The 16,985-nt window shown below is 58.6% G+C and carries 19 protein-coding genes; 10 read left to right on the top strand and 9 right to left on the bottom strand.

From position 1 onward, the window contains the following. Positions 1 to 10 precede the first annotated feature (10 nt). On the bottom strand, positions 11 to 1,630 hold the full coding sequence (locus ACXAE6_RS04680) for a methyl-accepting chemotaxis protein (RefSeq protein WP_475145122.1): 1,620 nt from the start codon (positions 1,628 to 1,630) through the stop codon (positions 11 to 13). 251 nt (positions 1,631 to 1,881) lie between these two features. On the opposite strand from ACXAE6_RS04680, the gene ACXAE6_RS04675 reads away from it, so the two are divergent. After that, positions 1,882 to 2,436, top strand: a complete 555-nt coding sequence (locus tag ACXAE6_RS04675; RefSeq protein ID WP_475145119.1) for a hypothetical protein — start codon at positions 1,882 to 1,884, stop codon at positions 2,434 to 2,436. A gap of 8 nt (positions 2,437 to 2,444) precedes the next feature. Here ACXAE6_RS04675 and ACXAE6_RS04670 read toward each other — a convergent pair whose 3' ends face one another. Next, complete coding sequence (locus ACXAE6_RS04670; protein ID WP_475145115.1) at positions 2,445 to 3,011, bottom strand: TetR/AcrR family transcriptional regulator; 567 nt, start codon at positions 3,009 to 3,011, stop codon at positions 2,445 to 2,447. A 113-nt stretch (positions 3,012 to 3,124) separates the two neighbouring features. On the opposite strand from ACXAE6_RS04670, the gene ACXAE6_RS04665 reads away from it, so the two are divergent. Then, on the top strand, positions 3,125 to 3,616 hold the full coding sequence (locus ACXAE6_RS04665) for a DoxX family protein (RefSeq protein WP_475145112.1): 492 nt from the start codon (positions 3,125 to 3,127) through the stop codon (positions 3,614 to 3,616). Positions 3,617 to 3,718: 102 nt separating this feature from the next. On the opposite strand, the gene ACXAE6_RS04660 is transcribed toward ACXAE6_RS04665, so the two are convergent. From ACXAE6_RS04660 to ACXAE6_RS04640, 5 genes are all read right to left on the bottom strand, one after another. Then, positions 3,719 to 4,669, bottom strand: a complete 951-nt coding sequence (locus tag ACXAE6_RS04660; protein WP_475145109.1) for a glycosyltransferase family 2 protein — start codon at positions 4,667 to 4,669, stop codon at positions 3,719 to 3,721. Beyond that, positions 4,630 to 5,658, bottom strand: a complete 1,029-nt coding sequence (locus tag ACXAE6_RS04655) for a glycosyltransferase family 2 protein (protein WP_475145107.1) — start codon at positions 5,656 to 5,658, stop codon at positions 4,630 to 4,632. The genes ACXAE6_RS04660 and ACXAE6_RS04655 overlap by 40 nt, the downstream gene beginning before the upstream one ends. A 135-nt stretch (positions 5,659 to 5,793) precedes the next feature. Further along, complete coding sequence (locus ACXAE6_RS04650; RefSeq protein ID WP_475145105.1) at positions 5,794 to 6,552, bottom strand: DnaJ domain-containing protein; 759 nt, start codon at positions 6,550 to 6,552, stop codon at positions 5,794 to 5,796. Between the two features lie 10 nt (positions 6,553 to 6,562). Continuing rightward, positions 6,563 to 7,294, bottom strand: a complete 732-nt coding sequence (locus ACXAE6_RS04645; protein WP_475145103.1) for a vWA domain-containing protein — start codon at positions 7,292 to 7,294, stop codon at positions 6,563 to 6,565. 43 nt (positions 7,295 to 7,337) lie between these two features. Beyond that, positions 7,338 to 7,778 (bottom strand): universal stress protein, encoded by a 441-nt coding sequence (locus ACXAE6_RS04640; protein ID WP_475145102.1) that lies wholly within the window; start codon positions 7,776 to 7,778, stop codon positions 7,338 to 7,340. 242 nt (positions 7,779 to 8,020) lie between these two features. On the opposite strand from ACXAE6_RS04640, the gene ACXAE6_RS04635 reads away from it, so the two are divergent. Both ACXAE6_RS04635 and ACXAE6_RS04630 read left to right on the top strand, forming a co-directional pair. Then, the gene (locus tag ACXAE6_RS04635; protein WP_475145100.1) at positions 8,021 to 9,037 is read left to right on the top strand and encodes a pirin family protein; all 1,017 of its coding nucleotides are present in this window, start codon (positions 8,021 to 8,023) and stop codon (positions 9,035 to 9,037) included. Positions 9,038 to 9,136: 99 nt separating this feature from the next. Further along, positions 9,137 to 9,361: a type II toxin -antitoxin system TacA 1-like antitoxin gene (locus ACXAE6_RS04630; protein ID WP_392798113.1), complete on the top strand. Its 225-nt coding sequence runs from the start codon at positions 9,137 to 9,139 to the stop codon at positions 9,359 to 9,361. A gap of 17 nt (positions 9,362 to 9,378) precedes the next feature. On the opposite strand, the gene ACXAE6_RS04625 is transcribed toward ACXAE6_RS04630, so the two are convergent. Next, positions 9,379 to 10,290: a LysR family transcriptional regulator gene (locus tag ACXAE6_RS04625; protein ID WP_475145098.1), complete on the bottom strand. Its 912-nt coding sequence runs from the start codon at positions 10,288 to 10,290 to the stop codon at positions 9,379 to 9,381. A gap of 72 nt (positions 10,291 to 10,362) precedes the next feature. Here ACXAE6_RS04625 and ACXAE6_RS04620 point away from each other — a divergent pair, with 72 nt between their 5' ends. Beyond that, positions 10,363 to 11,097 carry an NAD(P)H-dependent oxidoreductase gene (locus tag ACXAE6_RS04620; RefSeq protein WP_475145096.1) on the top strand — a complete coding sequence of 245 codons (735 nt, stop codon included), beginning with the start codon at positions 10,363 to 10,365 and terminating at the stop codon, positions 11,095 to 11,097. On the opposite strand, the gene ACXAE6_RS04615 is transcribed toward ACXAE6_RS04620, so the two are convergent. After that, entirely contained in the window at positions 11,094 to 12,002 is a 909-nt protein-coding gene (locus ACXAE6_RS04615) for an aldo/keto reductase (protein ID WP_475145094.1), read from the bottom strand. The genes ACXAE6_RS04620 and ACXAE6_RS04615 overlap by 4 nt on opposite strands. Positions 12,003 to 12,159: 157 nt before the next feature. Here ACXAE6_RS04615 and ACXAE6_RS04610 point away from each other — a divergent pair, with 157 nt between their 5' ends. The 5 genes from ACXAE6_RS04610 (at position 12,160) to ACXAE6_RS04590 (ending at position 16,887) form a co-directional block, all read left to right on the top strand. Next, the gene (locus ACXAE6_RS04610) at positions 12,160 to 13,596 is read left to right on the top strand and encodes a DHA2 family efflux MFS transporter permease subunit (protein ID WP_475145092.1); all 1,437 of its coding nucleotides are present in this window, start codon (positions 12,160 to 12,162) and stop codon (positions 13,594 to 13,596) included. Between the two features lie 2 nt (positions 13,597 to 13,598). Then, positions 13,599 to 14,039, top strand: a complete 441-nt coding sequence (locus tag ACXAE6_RS04605) for an N-acetyltransferase family protein (protein ID WP_475145090.1) — start codon at positions 13,599 to 13,601, stop codon at positions 14,037 to 14,039. A gap of 57 nt (positions 14,040 to 14,096) precedes the next feature. Continuing rightward, entirely contained in the window at positions 14,097 to 15,569 is a 1,473-nt protein-coding gene (locus tag ACXAE6_RS04600) for an MFS transporter (RefSeq protein ID WP_475145089.1), read from the top strand. Continuing rightward, positions 15,566 to 16,084: a TlpA family protein disulfide reductase gene (locus ACXAE6_RS04595; RefSeq protein ID WP_475145087.1), complete on the top strand. Its 519-nt coding sequence runs from the start codon at positions 15,566 to 15,568 to the stop codon at positions 16,082 to 16,084. The genes ACXAE6_RS04600 and ACXAE6_RS04595 overlap by 4 nt, the downstream gene beginning before the upstream one ends. Before the next feature lie 269 nt (positions 16,085 to 16,353). Continuing rightward, positions 16,354 to 16,887, top strand: a complete 534-nt coding sequence (locus ACXAE6_RS04590; protein ID WP_475145085.1) for a hypothetical protein — start codon at positions 16,354 to 16,356, stop codon at positions 16,885 to 16,887. The last annotated feature ends 98 nt before the right edge of the window (positions 16,888 to 16,985 follow it).

Below are 16,985 nucleotides of genomic sequence, written 5' to 3'. Positions count from 1 at the left end.
CGTGCCTGCCTCAGGCCTCATCCAGATGACAGCGAAAACGCCCGCTGAGCCGGTCCAGTTCTTCGGACTGGCCGCGCAATGTCTGGCTGATGGTGGTGGTCGCCGCCACGGTTTCACTGAGACCTTCAGCGCTGTCGGTGAGCCGTTGTGAGCGCCTTGCCACCCGGCCGATTTCGTCGCGCTGGGCGATCAGGGCGGTGTCGATATCGGTGCTGCGATGTTCCAGATCGGTAAAGCGGCTGTTCAATTCACTGAGGTGCGATTTCAGCGTCGCCATGGTCTGGCGATTGTTTTCGCCGGCGTCGGTGGTGGCATCGAGCAAACTTTCCAGATTGCCGACCTGCTGGCCCAGATCGCCGACCCAGTCGCGAATCTGAGCGGTCGATTCGGTGGTGCGTTTCGACAGCTGGCGCACTTCATCGGCAACCACCGCAAAGCCACGCCCCTGCTCGCCAGCACGCGCCGCTTCGATGGCGGCGTTCAGTGCCAAAAGGTTGGTCTGATCGGCGATATCGACAATCACATCGATCACCTGATCGATACGCCCGCTGGCGTCGCGCAGTGCGGTGATGCCGTTTGCTACCTGATCCATCACCTCGGCGGCCTGATGGGCGGCAGCTTCGTTGACGACCAATTGGTTTTGCAGCTCGGCGTTGCTGTTCACTGCGGTTTCGATGGTCTGACGCGAGGCCAGCGCCGAGGTTTCGATATCGGCGGCGCGGTCGGCGATGGTCGCCATGGCTTTGCTGACATCGTGAATTTGCTGGTGCGTTTGGCCGGTGGCAGTACGCACCGATTCCGATTGCGCATCGAGCCCGCTGGCGCTGTCCTGCAGGGCGCTGGCGGCAAGGCGGACATCGCCGACGAAGGTGTTCAATCGCGCCACCAAACCGTTGATGGCGACCGCCACCCGGGTGACTTCATCGCGGCCGTCATCGGGCAGCACAGGCGTCAGGTCGGCGTCGGCATCCATGGCGTCCAATTCGCTGGCGATGCGCGCCAGCCGGACGGTGACTGAGCGGCGCAGCCATTCGGTGAGCGCCAGAATCAACACCAGCGCCAGGGCGCCGCCGATCCAGGCGAGGCTGCGTTGCTGAGCGAGAAACTGAAACAGCGACTGTACGCCGGCTTCGGTATTGGTTCGTGCCGCCCGACGGTTTTCATCGACAGCGGCGATCATCGGATCAATGGCGCGATACAACTCCAGGTCGACGACGCGGCCGACATCGTAATAGCTGCGCGCCTCGATGCCGCTGGCCATAGCAGCGAGCAGGGCATCGACGGCGGCGCGTTGGTCAGCGTGTTCAGCAACCCAGTCGTTTAAGCGCGGATTGTTGGCAGCGCTTTGCCACTGGGCGGCGAGATCGTTTTGGATGGTGGCGAAGCGGCTGTCGACTTCGTCCCAGAAAATTAACTGGGCTTTGATGCGATACGCCAGATCCTGCAAGGCACGGTGACTCTGGGCGAGATCCGATAACAGCCAGACATCGGCCAATTGCTGGTGCACCAGCCGGTCGGTATCACGCTCGGCCTGGCTCATGGTGGTGGTGGCCAGGCCGGTCAAACCGGTCAGCGCCAAAATGCTTAACGCGGAAAACAACAGCAACCGCAGGCGAACGGTCAGCGCCATGGTTGGACTTTCCTCAGTCAGGCTGGGCGACACAGTTTGTGGCAGAGAGATGACATTTTGATGGCAGGCGCTGCGATCCGGACAGGCGGCTTGCGCTATATCAAAATATATTGATATAGTTCGCGGCAGTAATGAACCCGCTGATTTAATGGTCACTTGCGAGCGGTATATAAATGCAGCTAAAGCGCCGGTTTGTTTGGCCTTCCCTGCACCCCTCCCATTGAATCAGCACCGCTTAATTGAGGTGCCTGATGACAACACTATTCGCTCATTTTCTGGCCCAGGTTTTGGGCTGCGCCAATCTGGGTAATTTGCACAACCGGGTACGTACCCGGCTGTTGTTTCAGCCCGATCACGGCCTGAGTGCGGCCGAGGTCGACGACTTCCTGCTCAACGGCAGCTCCGATGAACACCAGTTGGCGTTTTGGTCAGAGCTGTTGGCGATTGATCTGGAGCTGCTGCGCGACGCGGCGCATCTGGCACAGCGCAGTGCGCAGCTGCAGTCGCAACGCCTGCCGCGTCTGGAAGTAACCGCCGTCGGTACGTCGGAACTGCTGGCTCCGCAGCGGCAGGTCCGGGTCAGCATCCGGATTGAGCCGGGTGAGCTGGCGCAGCCGGAACGTCTGGCCCGACTGGGAGAGCGCTGGTTGCAGCGCGATACCGGCTATACCGCGGCCGACTTGAATCAGGCCGGCGCCTTCGAGCGGATTCTGGCGGTCGCCAATCAGCATTGGCAGGAGGTCGAACAACTGACCGGCGCGCCGGCCGATGCCATCGATATCGAACTGGTGCCGCAAGCCGGTTGAATGCGCTGTTATAAGCCGCTGATCAGAGCGCTCAAGGAGGCCCGAATCTGGGTATCGTCCATCGACTGCTGAGTTTGCTGTTGAATCATCAGATCGGCCAGACCATGCACCAGGGCCCAGGCGGTCAGGCTGGCTTGATCATCGGTGAGCTGCGATTGCCGTTGTGGCCGCTGCTCAATGACCCGATGCAGCCGCTGATAGGTATCGGCACTGGCCTCGACCAGGCCGCTGAATTGCGCTGCCTGCTCGCGTGGAAAATGGAACATGCTGCGATACAGCTGCGGATGGTCCAGCGCGAAGCGCACGTAAATTAGCCCCAAGGCGGTTAGATCCGCGTCCTCCACCGCATCCATTTGCGCCTTTAATTGCTCAAACCCTCGCTCGGCGAGGGCGGCGATCAGTTCGTCGGCGCTGGCGAAATGGCGCCTCGGTGCCCCCTTCGATACCCCGGCTTCCGCCGCCAGCGCGCGGATGCTGATCTCTGTTACCGCCTGTCCTGCCGCCAGTCTGTCGAGCGCGCTGTTGAGTAAGGTCTCTTTTAAGGCGCCGTGGTGATAGCTATTGGAATCGGTCATTTGCGCCGTCCTGTGATGAAGTACTTGACGCTAGTGTAGTCACTGCCTACATTATTGCCAAGTCATGTGGTCACTGCCTACATGGCGGTCCTTTTACCTAACAGGAGACGGTTATGACTACCCCCATCATCGTATGTTTGATTCTGATGTCGCCTCTGGCGCTCGCCTGGCTGTTTGGTCGTTTGACCGACCAGCGTTTCGATTTAACGCTCTGGGCAACGCTCGGGCTGGCGTTCGCTTTTGTGTTTTTCTTTGTCGGTCATCTGGTCCAGACCGATGGCATGGTCGCCATGCTGCCGCCCTGGGTGCCGCAGCGCCTGGCGCTGGTTTATGTTACCGGTGGGCTGGAAGTGTTGATCGCTGTCGGCCTGGTGGTTCCGGCGACTCGGCGCTTGGCGCTGTTGGCGGCGATGGCGGTGTTGGTGCTGTTTTATCCGGCCAATATTTACGCCGCTTGGCAGCAGATCGACTACGCCGGTTATCGCTGGGGGTTGAGTTATTTGTGGGTGCGTACGCCCTTGCAACTGTTGTTGCTGTTCTGGGCGTACTGGTTGTGCTGGAGACCGACATCTGCTTCCGTTCCTGCTCCGGCGCTAAGGTCATAAGCTGTCGGCTCAACAAGGGCGCCGGTTCGACGGCACCCTTGTTGCTTCTGACTGATTGCCGTCGGGCTATCAAGCCTACTAAAAAAGTACAGGAATAACGTATTAACGTTGTCGTATTGAAGACCGCAACGAGCTTCCGCGAATGAGCAGGTAATGAGTGAGTGTTTTAGCGACGAATCGGATCGTTTGTCTGTTTTTCTTAAGCCAAATTAACTCCATGCACAACAGGCTATAACGGTAAAAACTCAGCCTGTTTTCAAAATTATCTAATAAGGTGAGCAGCTGATTTTCTCGTAACTGAGAAATATTAAACCCATGGGCAATGCACAGCTTTCGCTCTAGCGCATATCGAATCAGATAGCCTTCCAGTATATCGGAGGTTCCCGATGTTCGTGTTCCTTTAATCTGGTAGTGAGTAAAAAGTCTTTCGCGCAGTACCGCTATATTTTGCGATACGTTAAGAACATTCAGCATCATGACGTGGTCTTGAAATACTGGTGTTTTAATAAAGCCTTCGGACGCGAGATAGATCGATTTTTTCAACATGATCATCGGCGTGAACGCAACGCCAGAAAACAAGAATTCTTGCAACGATGAAGCGACTGCCTGTGAGTGCCAATCCTGATAATGCTGCTCTGCGCCAGCTTCGGTAACGATATCCATATCGCAAACGCAGATGTCCAATTTGTTATCAACCATGTAGGCGAGTTGCTGAGCTACTTTATTGGGTCGATATTCATCGTCGTCGTCCAGAAAGGTGATGTAACTGCCTGTGCAATGTTTAATGCCGTAATCTCGGGCAAGACTCCCGCCAAGATTTTCAGTGACGGGCAGGTAGCGGACGTTGGGTAGGTTTTTACAGTACTCAGCAATAGTGCGCTGTGTTTTAGTGCCAAGGCCATTGTCATCGACGACTACAATTTCGAGGTCAGGGTAAGTCTGGGTGAGTAAGCTATTTAAAGCTCGTTGAAATTGATGGACCCGATTGTAAGTCGGTAAAATGACTGACACCTTCATGATCTTCGGGCCTTTAAGACCGCGATCATTGACCACTTAACTGTTCTGGCAATCAGGTAGAGTGGCAGGCTGGAAATCATCAGGCGTATGCTCAGCCTGAAATTTTTTATTGCTTTGTTTCTGGCAAGTGTTTGGCGCAATTTTTTATGGCCAATCCCCACTATGGTTTTATACATATTGATGTAGATATGCATGTATATAATCAAAGCATTGCATAACAAAAAATAGTTAAGATCGTTGGGTTCCAATTGGTATTGTTGGTGACAAACTGCAACCACATGATTCAGGCTGATCAGGTCTTTTTCGGTGTTGGTGTTGGTAATAGAGGTCGGTCGAAAACGGTAACCGACACAGGCTTGATTATAAGTGAAAATGGACTGAGCGCGGATGTAACATTGAGAGGTAAACAGCACATCTTCGTAAGTAATACCTTCAACAAACTGAATGCCGGACAGGATTTCCCGTCGATAGAAGCGTCCCCAAACCATCCAGTCTGATTGAATAAATGCGGCTTTTTTAATGTGGCTGAGTTTTTGCTCAGTATCAGGCAGTTTGAAAACATCGTACTCGTCGATTTCCGTATCGGTAAAACGCTTAGAATTAAATTCAATGATGTCTGCATTGAAGGTGTCGATTTTGGCAATGAGCGGCTGCATGTCATCCAACCAAATATCGTCACTGTCGAGAAAACCGATATAGCGACCGCAGGCGATGGCCATCCCCGCGTTTCTGGCGGCAGACAGTCCTTGGTTGGTTTGTTCGATCAGTTGGTAGCTGAGATTTGTTTTGGGCAAAAGGTCGGACAGCAGTTCAGCGGTGTGATCCGTTGAGCCATCGTTGATCACAATCAGTTCAATGGTGTCTCGCCATCTGGTTGGGATGTGCCTGGTAATCGATAACAGGCAATCTTCCAAATAGTCTGCGGTATTGTAACAAGGGACGATAATGCTCAGTTGAAAGACGGCCATACATTCAGACTCAAGAACTGCAACATGGCCAGCTGCAGTGAGGTGGCCTTCTGTCATGAAGAAGAGATTAAATTGTGTCAGAAGCTAATTTGGTATCTTTTAAAGAAACCAAAAAGCTAAAAAAACAAGAAGAGTAGCATTATAAGAACTTTTGTGGGGTAAGCCAAGGCGCATTTGGCTAGGGAGGAAATGTCAGTCCCGCTCTAACAGGTGCGCCCGCGCCGCATTGATACGCGCGGCCAGATAAGCGCTGCCGCCGTGATCCGGATGCAGTTTCTGCATCAGTCGGCGATGCGCCTGGATGATGGCGTCGCGATCGGCGCCACTGTCCAGGCCGAGAATTTCGTAAGCTTCGGCGTCGCTTAGCGCGCCGTTACGATTGGCGCTCGGTTGCTCGGCTTCGCTCTGACTTTGGGTGTCGTCGGCGCGCCAGGCTTCGCCAAAGCGTTTGTCCAGATAGCTTTCCAGCAGCCGTGCTGAATCGGTATCGGTCTGGCGGCAATAGCTCAGCAGGTCGAGAAATTCCTGCTGTTGCAGGTCGGCCAGCTCACGGCCGGCCAGCGGGCCGGTCAGTACTTTGCCGGTCATGGCGCCGCTGTCGTGATCGAGTTCCATTTCCACCACCTCGCCGGCCACGCGCGAACGTTGTCCGCCGCCCGTCCCCGGCCGTTTTCCTTGCCGCTGCTGACGGCGGCGATACCAGCCCGCCAGAAACGGCAGCGAGCGCAACAGCCAGGGCAGCAGATGGCGCATAAAGGGCACCAGCAGCGCAAAGAGCGCGCCGAGCAGATACAGACGCTGTGTCAGCGCCAGGAAGGCGATGCCAAACAACGCCAGCGCCACCAGCGCTTTAATACGGAAGGGGCCGCGCTGGGCGGTGGGCAAGCGTCGGTAGTAGAGCAGTACGCCCAGGGCGAGCACCAGCAAAAACATCAGGGTGATGGGGTTCACGATCGACCTCTTATTTCAATTGCTGGGTCAGGCGTTTGACTTCGGCCGGCGCACTGCGCGAGAAGTCGTCCAGCGCGCTACGACCACCACTGGCATAGACGGCAACAGCGCCGAGCAGCGCTTTCAGCACCGCCGGACTGCGGTGGTCAAAAGCACTGTGAGCGCCACCCGAGAGCTGGGCAAGTTGCGCAAAAACATGGCTGGCGCTGGGCTCATTGCCTTCCTGGAACACAAAGATCGGAGTATTGAGCAGGCCCAGTTCGCCGGCCAGTTGGCACAGTTCATCGGCCGATTCTTCGCAGCAGTCAACCACCAGAATCACCGCTTTGACGGCTTGCAGGCGCGTTTCGCGGATTGCCTGTTTAAGCACTTTGCGAATTTGGGTATGGCCACCCAGGCAGCGCACACCGTTCATGGCGCGCAGTAGACCTTCAGCGTTGCTGACCCAGGGCAGGGCGTGGAATTCGTTAAAGCCGCGGTAATAACACAGCTGAATGGCCAGACCGCCGAGATCGCGCGTCGCCAGAAACAGTTCGCTGTGCAGTTGGCAGGCGGTATCCCAGCTCGGTTGCCGGCTGGCGGTGGCATCCAGAGCGAACATTAAGCGACCCGGTTGGCGAGCGGCTACCGGTGTCTTGGCGGCGGTGCTCAGGAACTGGTCGATGTCTTGTCGGCTGGATTTGCTGGGGAGGTTATCGTTGCTCATGGTCAAAGCATACAAAGGCGGCTCGGCCTTGACCATGATAGACGCCCGCCAAAGCGGGCGTTTACAGAGGGCGCTGCGCTCAGCGCACGGTGACGCAGGTGCAGTGTGCCAGTTGCATCACTTTGTGAGACACGCTACCCAGCATCAGGCTTTTCCATTCGCCTAAACCACGAGTGCCGAGCACGATCATATCGGCGTTCAGTTCGTCGGCTTTGGCGACAATTTTGTGCGCCGGATCGCCGATCACCAGTGAGGTTTCCACCTGGCTCTGGCCGGTTGCTTTGGCGACGTCTACCGCCGCAGCCAGAATGGCGTTGCCGGCCTCTTCGAGTTCTTCACGAGTGGCGTGCAAGGTTAGGCTGGCGCCACCCATTACCAGCACTTCATCGCCGGTCATGGGTTCGGGTACGTGTAACAGGTGCAGTTTGCCGTCGTGGGTTTTGGCCCAGTCGGCGGCAAATTCGATGGCTTTTTGTGAGTGTTCGGAACCGTCCACCGGTACCAGTATCAGTTTGCTCATGATGTCCCCTCCTCTGGATGGGTACGAATTAGATCGGAGCGCCGACCGTAAGATTCAACCGGTCCGACCACGCTTTAATCATCGCTGACATTGGTCACAGGGAGTTTGATACAGGTCAACGTTGCGGTGGTTGTTGCCCGCGGGTGAACGTTGCGTTTCCCGGCCGGTCTGGGTGAAATGCCGTGCCAAGCCCCCACCTTAGGGCCACAATACGCTCACTTACAGCGCCATGGAGTCCGATAATGAGCCAAGCTGTTCAGCAGGTTATCCAGCTGGGGTTTCCCTGGCAGACCGCCGATCCGTTTTTATTTTGTGTGCACCACCTCGACGATTTTCCCAAAGGCAATGCCGGCATGGGGCCGCAGGCGTCGCTGGCCGGCCGTCAGATTGGCCAGGATTTCGACTGGAACCGGCCGTGGCGGATGTACCACGGTGACACCATCCCCGGTTTCCCGGCGCATCCGCACCGGGGTTTTGAAACCGTCACGGTAGTGACCAAAGGCTTTGTCGACCACGCCGATTCGTTGGGCGCCGCCGGCCGTTATGGCCAGGGTGACACCCAGTGGATGACCGCCGGTCGCGGTGTGCAGCACTCGGAAATGTTTCCGCTGCTCAGCGAGCAGGAAGAAAACCACATGGAGCTGTTCCAGATCTGGTTGAACCTGCCCGCCAAGAGTAAAAAGGTCGAGCCGCATTTCGGCATGATCTGGGGCGATGAAACGCCCATCGTTGAAGAGACCGACAGCGCCGGGCGCAAAACCAAGGTACGGGTGGTTGCCGGTCATCTGCACGGCCACGATGCGCCGCCACCGCCGCCGGATTCCTGGGCCGCCGATGCCGACAACGAAGTCGCCATCTGGACCATTCATCTGGAACCCGGCGCACGCTGGACACTGCCAGCGGCCTCGGCTGACTTGAACCGCATGCTGTATTTTTATCGCGGCGACAGCGCCGTGGTGGAAGAGACCGAGCTCAGCGTGCGCCAGGGCGTGCAGTTGATTTCCAATGCCTCGGTAGAGCTGGTCGCCGGTGACGCCGGAGCCGACTTTTTAATGCTGCAAGGCAAGCCGATCGCCGAACCGATCGCCCAGTACGGCCCCTTTGTGATGAACACCGAAGCGGAAATTCACGAAGCCTTTGCCGACTTCCGGCGCGACGAATTCGGCGGCTGGCCCTGGCCGCGCGTGGACCAGGTGCACGACCGTCCGCGCGGGCGTTTCGCCAAGCACGCCGACGGGCGATTGGAAGAGCGGGACTGACGCATTAAAGGCCGATTAACAGGGATGTAAATCGGCTCTTGCCAACAGCGCTGTTGGACTACACTCTGGTGCTCCTCTCCGTGGCAACAGGAAGACAAGATGACTTCAACTGCCCAGACCGCCGTTCGCCAGGCGCACGATTTTGAGCTCCACCTCAACGATGACGAATACCGCCTGATTGAGCGTGCTGCTGAAGCCTGGCAATTGTCGGTAACCGATTTTCTGGTCGAAGCGGCGTTGGAAAAGGCCATCGCCATTACCGAAGAAGATGTTTCCTCCCACCTGGCTACCGTCACCTCTGACGAAATTCAGCCGCACAACTAAGTCTCAGCCCTACGCCTTTAGCCCAATCCCAATTCAGGGTGGCTGCGTAAGCGCTCGGCCAGTGTCTCCATCAAGGCTGTTATCCGGGCGCTGTGGCGCAGGTCCGGGTGGGTGAGCAGCCACAGATCGGTGCCCAAAGCGTCCAGCGGTTCGCCTAGCCGCATCAGATCAGCATGCTGTTCACCCTGGTAAGTGTCGGCCAGATAGCAGGGCAATACGGCCGCTCCCAGACCAGACCTTACCGCTGCCAACATGGCGTTGGTGGTGTCGGTGCGATAACGCGCCACCAGGCCGTTGTGCTGCAGCCAGTGCTCCAGTGATCGGTAGTGCATGCTGTCGTCCGGGCCAATCCAGTCCAGTTCCTGCCATTGCTGATGCTGAGCACCAAGGTCGCGCCGCCCATACACTGCCTGGCGGATAAAACCGACGCGCCGACCAACCAGATGTTCGGGCGGCTGGTTGGATGGTCGCAGCGCCAGGTCAGCCTCGCGTCGGCTTAAGTTAAACGGCTGACTGGGTGCGACGACTTCCAGCTCAATACCCGGATGCTGCTCGCGAAAATCGGCCAGCATGGGTGTGAGCACGGCGCTCAGCAGGCTGTCGGTGGTGGTCAGGCGAATGGTGCCCGCAAGGCCAAGCTCAGGTCCGGCCAGACGGTGTTCCAATGCCAGGACCTCGGCTGCCATGCCGGCCGCGACCTGGGCCATGGCCTCGCCCGCGACGGTGGGGCGGTAGCCGCTGGCGGCGCGTTCAAACAGCGTCACACCTAGGCGCTGTTCGATGCTGTTCAAACGCCGGAATACGGTGGCGTGGCTGACGGTGAGATGACGCGCTGCGCCGGCGAGGGAACCGCTTTGAGCGATGGCCTGCACCGTGCGGAAATCATCCCAGGCCAACAGGCTGTTCGTTTTTGCAAAGGTCGTTGGCATTTTTTGGGAATACCTGTGCGTTTTTCGTCAGGCTAGCATGGCCTTCCTTCCAGCCATAACAGGAACCGAACCATGCCCGCGCTGATTGTGCACAGCCACCCGGAACCGACCTCCTTTAACGCCCAGCTCACCGCAACGGCGCGCCAGACCTTGCAGCAGGCCGGCCACAGCGTCGAGGTGGCGGAGTTGTATGCCGAACACTTCGACCCGGTTGAGCGCGCCGCACACTATTCGCAGCGTCTCGATGCCGAGCGCTTCTCTCCCTTGGGCGAACAACGCCATGCCTGGCAGAACGCTGCGCTGCCCAATGACGTTCAGACGCAAATAGACCGCCTGGAAGCCGCCGACCTGCTGATTCTGCAGTTCCCGCTCTGGTGGCATGGGCCGCCGGCCATGCTCAAAGGCTGGCTCGACCGGGTGCTGATCAGCGGCGGTGTCTATACCAGCCGGATGCGTTACGACAATGGCTACTTCAAAGGCCGGCGCGCCTTGATTTCGGTCACCACAGGCGCGCCCGCTGCGGCCCTGGGGCCGGGCGGCCGAGGCGGTGATATCGAGGCTTTGCTGTGGCCGCTGCATTACTCGCTGCACTATCTCGGTTACAGCGTGCTGCCGCCTTTTGTGGCGGCCGGTGTTCAGGGTCACGGTTATCGGTATCGTGATGCGGCTGGGTTTGATCAGCATCTGGCGCAACTGCAGCAGGGTTGGCGCGACCATCTGGGGGCTCTGGATGCTCATGCAGCGCTAGAGTTTCCAGGCTGGCTCGACTGGGATAACGACGGCCGCGCTCTGAGTGCCCGCCGCTAGGGCACTTCTTCACCCGCCGCAGCTGTCCAGATTTCAAACCAGCTTTGCCGGTCAATCTCGATTTCCGTTGCGCCTGCCAGCCCCTGAATGCGCTCAATCGAATTGGTACCGACCACCGGCAAAATGCCGGCGGGGTGACGCAATAACCAGGCGATCGCCGCCAGGTCGGTGCGGCGGTTATGGTCGGCGGCGGCTGCTTCCAGTAAGGGCCGAACGCGTTGGGCGGCTTCGTTATCGCCAAACAGTCGGCCACCGGCCAGCGGTGACCAGGCCATGGGCTGGATGTCATCGAGCTGGAGGTTATCGAGGGTGCCGTCGCTGAAAGCGCTGCGTTCGAGCACACTCAGTTCAATCTGGTTGGCGACTAGTCGGTGCTTCATGGTCGATTGCAGCAGTCGCCATTGCGCGGGCGTGAAGTTGGAGACGCCGACAGCGCGCACCAGTCCCGCATCGATCAAAGCATCCAGCGCCGCGCCGGTCTCAGCGGCGTCCATCAGCGGATCCGGCCGGTGCAGCAACAGCAGATCGAGATGATCAGTGTGCAGATGGCGCAGGCTGGTTTCGACGCTGGTGCGGATATAGGCAGCGCTGGTGTCGTAATACTTCACCCGACGTTCCGGGAAGCGTTCGCTGACCAGAGCGATGTCGCATTTGCTGATCAGTTCGATGCGCTGGCGCAGCGCCGGGTCGGCGGCCAGGGCCTGACCAAAGAGCGCTTCGCACTGGTAATTGCCGTAGATGTCGGCGTGGTCGAAACTGCTGATGCCTTCGCCCAGTGCTGCATCGATTTTGCGGCGTACCTGGGCGGTACTGCTATCGGTGTCGTCGGCCAGACGCCAGGCGCCATAAACCAGCCGGCTCAGTGATAGAGTGTTGTTTGCGAGAGAGATGCGTTCGAGTGCCATATTTTTAAGAGTCTTGGTTGATACAAAGGCGGAGCAGCATAGCCTGAGTAACGCTGCGTTGTCGGCATTTTCTGACTCCCGGCACTGGTGTTTATCGAGTCAGTCGTTAGTCTGGTCATCCGTTTGCCGCCGTGGCGGTTGAGTAGAGGTTTGTTGCATGTCCACCGAATCATCGGCGTCCGCGCCAACCACCGAGGTTAACCGAACCTTGATCGTTGCCCTGCTGATTGCCGGGGCCTTTGTCACCATTTTGAACCAGACTCTAATGCTGGTCGCCATTCCCGCCATCAGTGCCGATTTCGGCGCCGCGCCCAGTCTGGTGCAGTGGGTTACTACGGCTTTTATGCTGGCCAACGGTATTTTTATTCCGGTCTCGGCGGTGTTGATCGACCGCTATTCCAACCGCGCTTTGTATCTGACCGCCCTGGCTATTTTTGTCGGCGGTACGCTGATCGGCGCGCTCTCGACCTCCTTTGCCATGCTGCTGGTGGCGCGCATCATTCAGGGCGCAGCCGCTGGTTTGATTATCCCGATGATTCAGACGCTGGTGATGTCGCTGTTCCCGCCTCATCGTCGTGGCGCAGCCATGGGCTTGGTGGGTCTGGCGATTGCCTTTGCACCGGCCATCGGGCCGACGCTGTCCGGCTGGATTGTTGAGCATCTGTCATGGCGCGCCCTCTTTGTACTGATGCTGCCGATCAGCGCGCTGGTGTGGGTGGCGACCGCCATCTTTATGAGGAATGTGACGCCGCGTCGTGATCGACCCATCGATGCGCTGTCGGTGGTGCTGTCGACCTTCGGTTGGGGCGGATTGCTCTACGGTTTCAGCGTGGCGGGCAGTCACGGCTGGACCAGCCCGGAGGTGTTGGTTGCGCTCATTGTCGGCGCGCTGAGCCTGGCCTGGTTTGTTCATCGCCAGTACCGGTTGCCGCTGCCATTGCTCGATATGGCGGTATTCCGCAGCCCCGTTTTTTCGCTGACCACGGCGCTGTGTACGCTGATTTTCCTGTTGATGATCGGGGTGATGACGCTGATTCCGATCTTTGTCCAGAACGCCCTGGAACTGGGTGCGCTGGTGTCCGGACTGGTATTGCTGCCGGGTGCCATTATCAACGGTGTGATGTCCCCGGTCGCGGGTCGGCTGTTTGATCGGTTTGGTATCGGGCATATGGCACCGCTGAGCTATGCGCTGATTGCGCTGGCGCTCTTCCTGCTGATGCAGATGGATACCACCACGTCACCCTGGGCGATTGCCGTCTATGTGGCGCTGCTGATGTTCGCCATCGCCTTGCTGTTCTTACCACTGGTGACCGCGGGCATTAACGCCTTGCCGCACGAGTTGATTGCCCACGCGACCGCCATGAATAACACCCTGCGTATGGTCGGCGCCTCGGTCGGTACCGCCTTGCTGGTCACGGTGATGAGCTGGCCGATGTCGCGCGCCGGCGCCGCAGCGGCACCAGCAGCGGCGGTTGCTGAAGGCGTGCATCTGGCCTTTGGTGCAGCCCTGGTGCTGGCGCTCTTGGGTCTGGTCGGGTCGCTGGCGCTATGGCGTCTGGTGAGTCAGTCGAGCCGCCAGACGAGCGAGGGCTGAGCATGGAAATTCGTGCCGTCGACGTCGCCGATCTGGAAGCCTGGGTGCAGCTGCGCCAGGCGTTATGGACGGATCTTGAGCGCGATAAAGCGCTGCGCGAATGCGCCGCTATCTTACGCAGCGACACCGAGGTCGCCTTTATCGCCTGGCAGGACGAGCGGCCGGTCGGTCTGATTGAGGGCCAGATTTATCGTGGCGACGACGAACTCTATGGTCACGTTGAAGGCTGGTATGTGGCCGCAGAAGCCAGAGGCACCGGCGTCGGCAAAGCCTTGATGAGCGCGCTGTCGGGCTGGTTTTTGCATCGCCATATCCGCACGGTGTTTTCCGACACCAATCCGGATTATCCGTTGTCGCCGGCCGCCCACGCGGCGGCGGGTTTTGAGGAAGTCGGTCGCATTATCGTCTACCGCAAGAAACTGAACGCTGATCGTAACCGTTGACGCCCGGCGGGGAGCGTGCTCGAATCGAAGCTTCCCCCCGGCTACGGAAGCGTTGCGATGTCCTCCGATTCAACCGCCGTCTATACCGTTTCCTCGCAACGGCCCTGGATATTGACGGCGACGATCCTTGCATCTGCCATGGCGTTTATCGACGGCTCCGTGGTGACATTGGCGCTGCCCATTATCCGCACCGATCTGAATGCCTCCCTGGCGCAACTGCTGTGGATTCTCAACGCTTACACCCTCTTTCTGGGCGCGCTCTTGATGGTCGGGGGTGGCGCCGGTGACCGCCTGGGTCGGCGGCGTATTTTCAGCCTGGGTATCGGCCTGTTTGCGCTGGCGTCCTTAGGCTGCGCGCTGGCTACAACCCCGACCTGGCTGATCATTGCCCGTGCCGTTCAGGGTGTGGGCGCGGCGCTCCTGGTGCCGCAAAGTCTGGCGATCATTTCGGCGACCTATCCCAGCGGTGAACGCGGCAAAGCCATCGGTCTGTGGGCCGGCGCTTCGGCTTTAACCACAGCACTGGGCCCGGCCTTCGGCGGTGTGTTGATGGACTGGTTCAGTTGGCGCGCCGCATTCTGGATCAATTTGCCATTGGCGCTCATCGTGCTCTGGCTGACGCGCCACTATATGCCGGAAAGCCGCGACCATGACGCTCACGGCCGGCTCGATTGGGGTGGTGTGCTGATCGCCGTTGCCGCCTGTGGTCTGTTGACGCTGGGTTTGACGGTGCTGACCGAAGGCGTCGCCGGCAGTGGCTTCTATGCGAGTCTGATGATCGTGCCGGGCGTGCTCGGTTTGGTGGCGTTCTTCTTCTACGAAGGCCGGGTCAGGAATGCCTTGGCGCCGCCGGCGTTGTTTCACAGTCGCGCCTTTACCGGCACCAACCTGATGACGCTGTTGCTCTATGGCGCCTTGGCCGGAGTGATGTTTTTAATTCCCATCGATCTGATTGAACGGCGCGGTTTATCACCGTCCCAGGTCGGACTGGCCTTGCTGCCCTTTGGCTTGATCATCGGGGTGCTGTCGAGCCGTGCCGGCAAACTGGGTGACCGTTTCGGCCCCCGTCCGATGCTGGTGATTGGCGCGACTCTGGTCACGCTGGGCATCGTTGGGCTGATTCCGCAGTGGTCATCGTTCTGGCTGGGCGTTGAATTGCCGCTGTGTCTGATGTCGCTGGGCATGGCGACGCTGGTATCGCCGCTGACCACGGCGGTGATGAACTCAGTGCCGGACCAACGTGCCGGTGCGGCTTCGGGCATCAACAACACCGCCAGTCGCCTGGCCGGACTCTTTGCCATCGCCGGTGTCGGCGCTTGCGCAGCTGGGTTGTTTCGCTGGTTAAATGCGGGCGAGGGACAGTTTGGTTTATTCCCGGCGCCCAGCGATGCCAGTTATCAGGCCACGCTGGAGGCCTACCGCTGGGCGCTGGGTGGCAGTCTGTTGCTGATGGCGCTGTGCGCCTTGGGCGCGGCCCTGTTAGCCGCCTGGTTGATACCGGGCAAGAACACTGAGCAGGCGCTGGCATGAAGCGACGTTGGCTGGTTGCCCTGGCGGCATTGTTGCTAAGCGCTGCTGTCCAGGCGAACCGTGATTTTGAGCGGCTGACGGCCCAGGCCTGGCCGGTGGCGTCGCCGTTGCAGTTTCACGATCGGCCGCAGCAAGCGTTTTCAGCCCAGGGTGTGCCGATGCTGGTCAACGTCTGGGCGATCTGGTGCATTCCCTGCCGCGAGGAATTGCCGGCGCTGAATGCGCTGCGCCAGCGCATACCGGAAGATCAGTTGCGGATGGTGGCGCTGAACTATGGCGATACGCCGGCCAACGTCGCTACCTTTGTGAACCGCCTGCCGATCGATTTTGAACTCTGGCTCGATATCGATACCAGCGTCAGTCGTCAGCTGCCGATGCGCGGTTTGCCGACCACCTTTCTGCTCGATGATCAGGGCCGGTTGCGTTACCGGCTCGAAGGCGTTGCCGACTGGGATGGCGATGCCATGGTTGAGCAGCTGAACGAATTACTGCCACAACTGACCAATACTCCTTAGATTTATTTTCTGTAAGCCTCCTTTGTTTATTGCTCCGGGTTATTTCAAGGCTTGGCCGCCGTGTGCCGCAGCGGCTGATTTGCTGCTCTGGATGCGGCTGAACAGTCGATAAGACCGGACGGCCCGAACCAGACCCTCACTCCGCCTCAGTTGAAAAAGCCGCAATCTGTCATAGGGTTTGACTGACGGGCACTGAGGTTTATGCCCGCCCGTCTGCGCAAAACCTGGCGCAGAACAATCCCACACAATAAGCACAAGAGGGACCGACCATGAAATGCGTCTACTACTTGTCTCCCACCTTGAAAGAATGCGAACGCATTGCCGAAGATTTGCACAGCGTCGGTTTGTCGAATTGGCTGGTGCACCTGATCAGCCGCAACGAAACCGGCATCAGCCGACACCGGTTGCAATCGGCCAACTATGTGGAAACGCTGGATCTGTATCACAGTGGTGTGATTGGTGGTTTTTTGGGTTTTTGCGTCGGCCTGCTTTTGCTGGCGATCTTTCATGTGACCGGCCTGTTCAGCGACAGCCTGCCGTTTTTCGTCAATCTGGTGTTTGTCGCTGTGCTGACCTTGTTCGGCTTGTGGGAAGGTGGGCTCTGGGGCGTGGAAACCCAGAATAACAAGCTGGCACCCTTTGATGCCGAGCTCGACGCCGGCCATTATCTGATTCTGATTTATACCCCACGAGAATACGAAAGCCGGGTGCGTGAGATGATGCAGCAGCGTCATCCGGATGCGCGCCTGGCGGCCGTTGATCCGCACTTTATCCTGCCATTCTCGCGCCCCAAACGCGTCTGATCCACGCCGTTCGCGCACTGGACAATGGTCACTGTTGAAAGCCCGGGCTTTGCCACCATCTCGGGCTTTCCATTCGTTGTTGCGCGTTCGGCCACCTC

The sequence above is a fragment of the Saccharospirillum sp. ABV4_185 genome (genome assembly GCF_056159245.1).
This window is presented reverse-complemented; position numbering and strand designations above follow the sequence as displayed.

Excerpts from the sequence above, each read along its gene's own strand:
- ACXAE6_RS04645 (WP_475145103.1), bottom strand. The coding sequence starts at position 7,294 with ATGGTCAAGGCCGAGCCGCCTTTGTATGCTTTGACCATGAGCAACGAT.
- ACXAE6_RS04625 (WP_475145098.1), bottom strand. The coding sequence starts at position 10,290 with ATGCCAACGACCTTTGCAAAAACGAACAGCCTGTTGGCCTGGGATGAT.
- ACXAE6_RS04630 (WP_392798113.1), top strand. The coding sequence starts at position 9,137 with ATGACTTCAACTGCCCAGACCGCCGTTCGCCAGGCGCACGATTTTGAG.
- ACXAE6_RS04615 (WP_475145094.1), bottom strand. The coding sequence starts at position 12,002 with ATGGCACTCGAACGCATCTCTCTCGCAAACAACACTCTATCACTGAGC.
- ACXAE6_RS04600 (WP_475145089.1), top strand. The coding sequence starts at position 14,097 with ATGTCCTCCGATTCAACCGCCGTCTATACCGTTTCCTCGCAACGGCCC.
- ACXAE6_RS04620 (WP_475145096.1), top strand. The coding sequence starts at position 10,363 with ATGCCCGCGCTGATTGTGCACAGCCACCCGGAACCGACCTCCTTTAAC.
- ACXAE6_RS04610 (WP_475145092.1), top strand. The coding sequence starts at position 12,160 with ATGTCCACCGAATCATCGGCGTCCGCGCCAACCACCGAGGTTAACCGA.
- ACXAE6_RS04675 (WP_475145119.1), top strand. The coding sequence starts at position 1,882 with ATGACAACACTATTCGCTCATTTTCTGGCCCAGGTTTTGGGCTGCGCC.
- ACXAE6_RS04655 (WP_475145107.1), bottom strand. The coding sequence starts at position 5,658 with ATGACAGAAGGCCACCTCACTGCAGCTGGCCATGTTGCAGTTCTTGAG.
- ACXAE6_RS04680 (WP_475145122.1), bottom strand. The coding sequence starts at position 1,630 with ATGGCGCTGACCGTTCGCCTGCGGTTGCTGTTGTTTTCCGCGTTAAGC.
- ACXAE6_RS04590 (WP_475145085.1), top strand. The coding sequence starts at position 16,354 with ATGAAATGCGTCTACTACTTGTCTCCCACCTTGAAAGAATGCGAACGC.
- ACXAE6_RS04605 (WP_475145090.1), top strand. The coding sequence starts at position 13,599 with ATGGAAATTCGTGCCGTCGACGTCGCCGATCTGGAAGCCTGGGTGCAG.
- ACXAE6_RS04670 (WP_475145115.1), bottom strand. The coding sequence starts at position 3,011 with ATGACCGATTCCAATAGCTATCACCACGGCGCCTTAAAAGAGACCTTA.
- ACXAE6_RS04665 (WP_475145112.1), top strand. The coding sequence starts at position 3,125 with ATGACTACCCCCATCATCGTATGTTTGATTCTGATGTCGCCTCTGGCG.
- ACXAE6_RS04635 (WP_475145100.1), top strand. The coding sequence starts at position 8,021 with ATGAGCCAAGCTGTTCAGCAGGTTATCCAGCTGGGGTTTCCCTGGCAG.
- ACXAE6_RS04595 (WP_475145087.1), top strand. The coding sequence starts at position 15,566 with ATGAAGCGACGTTGGCTGGTTGCCCTGGCGGCATTGTTGCTAAGCGCT.
- ACXAE6_RS04640 (WP_475145102.1), bottom strand. The coding sequence starts at position 7,778 with ATGAGCAAACTGATACTGGTACCGGTGGACGGTTCCGAACACTCACAA.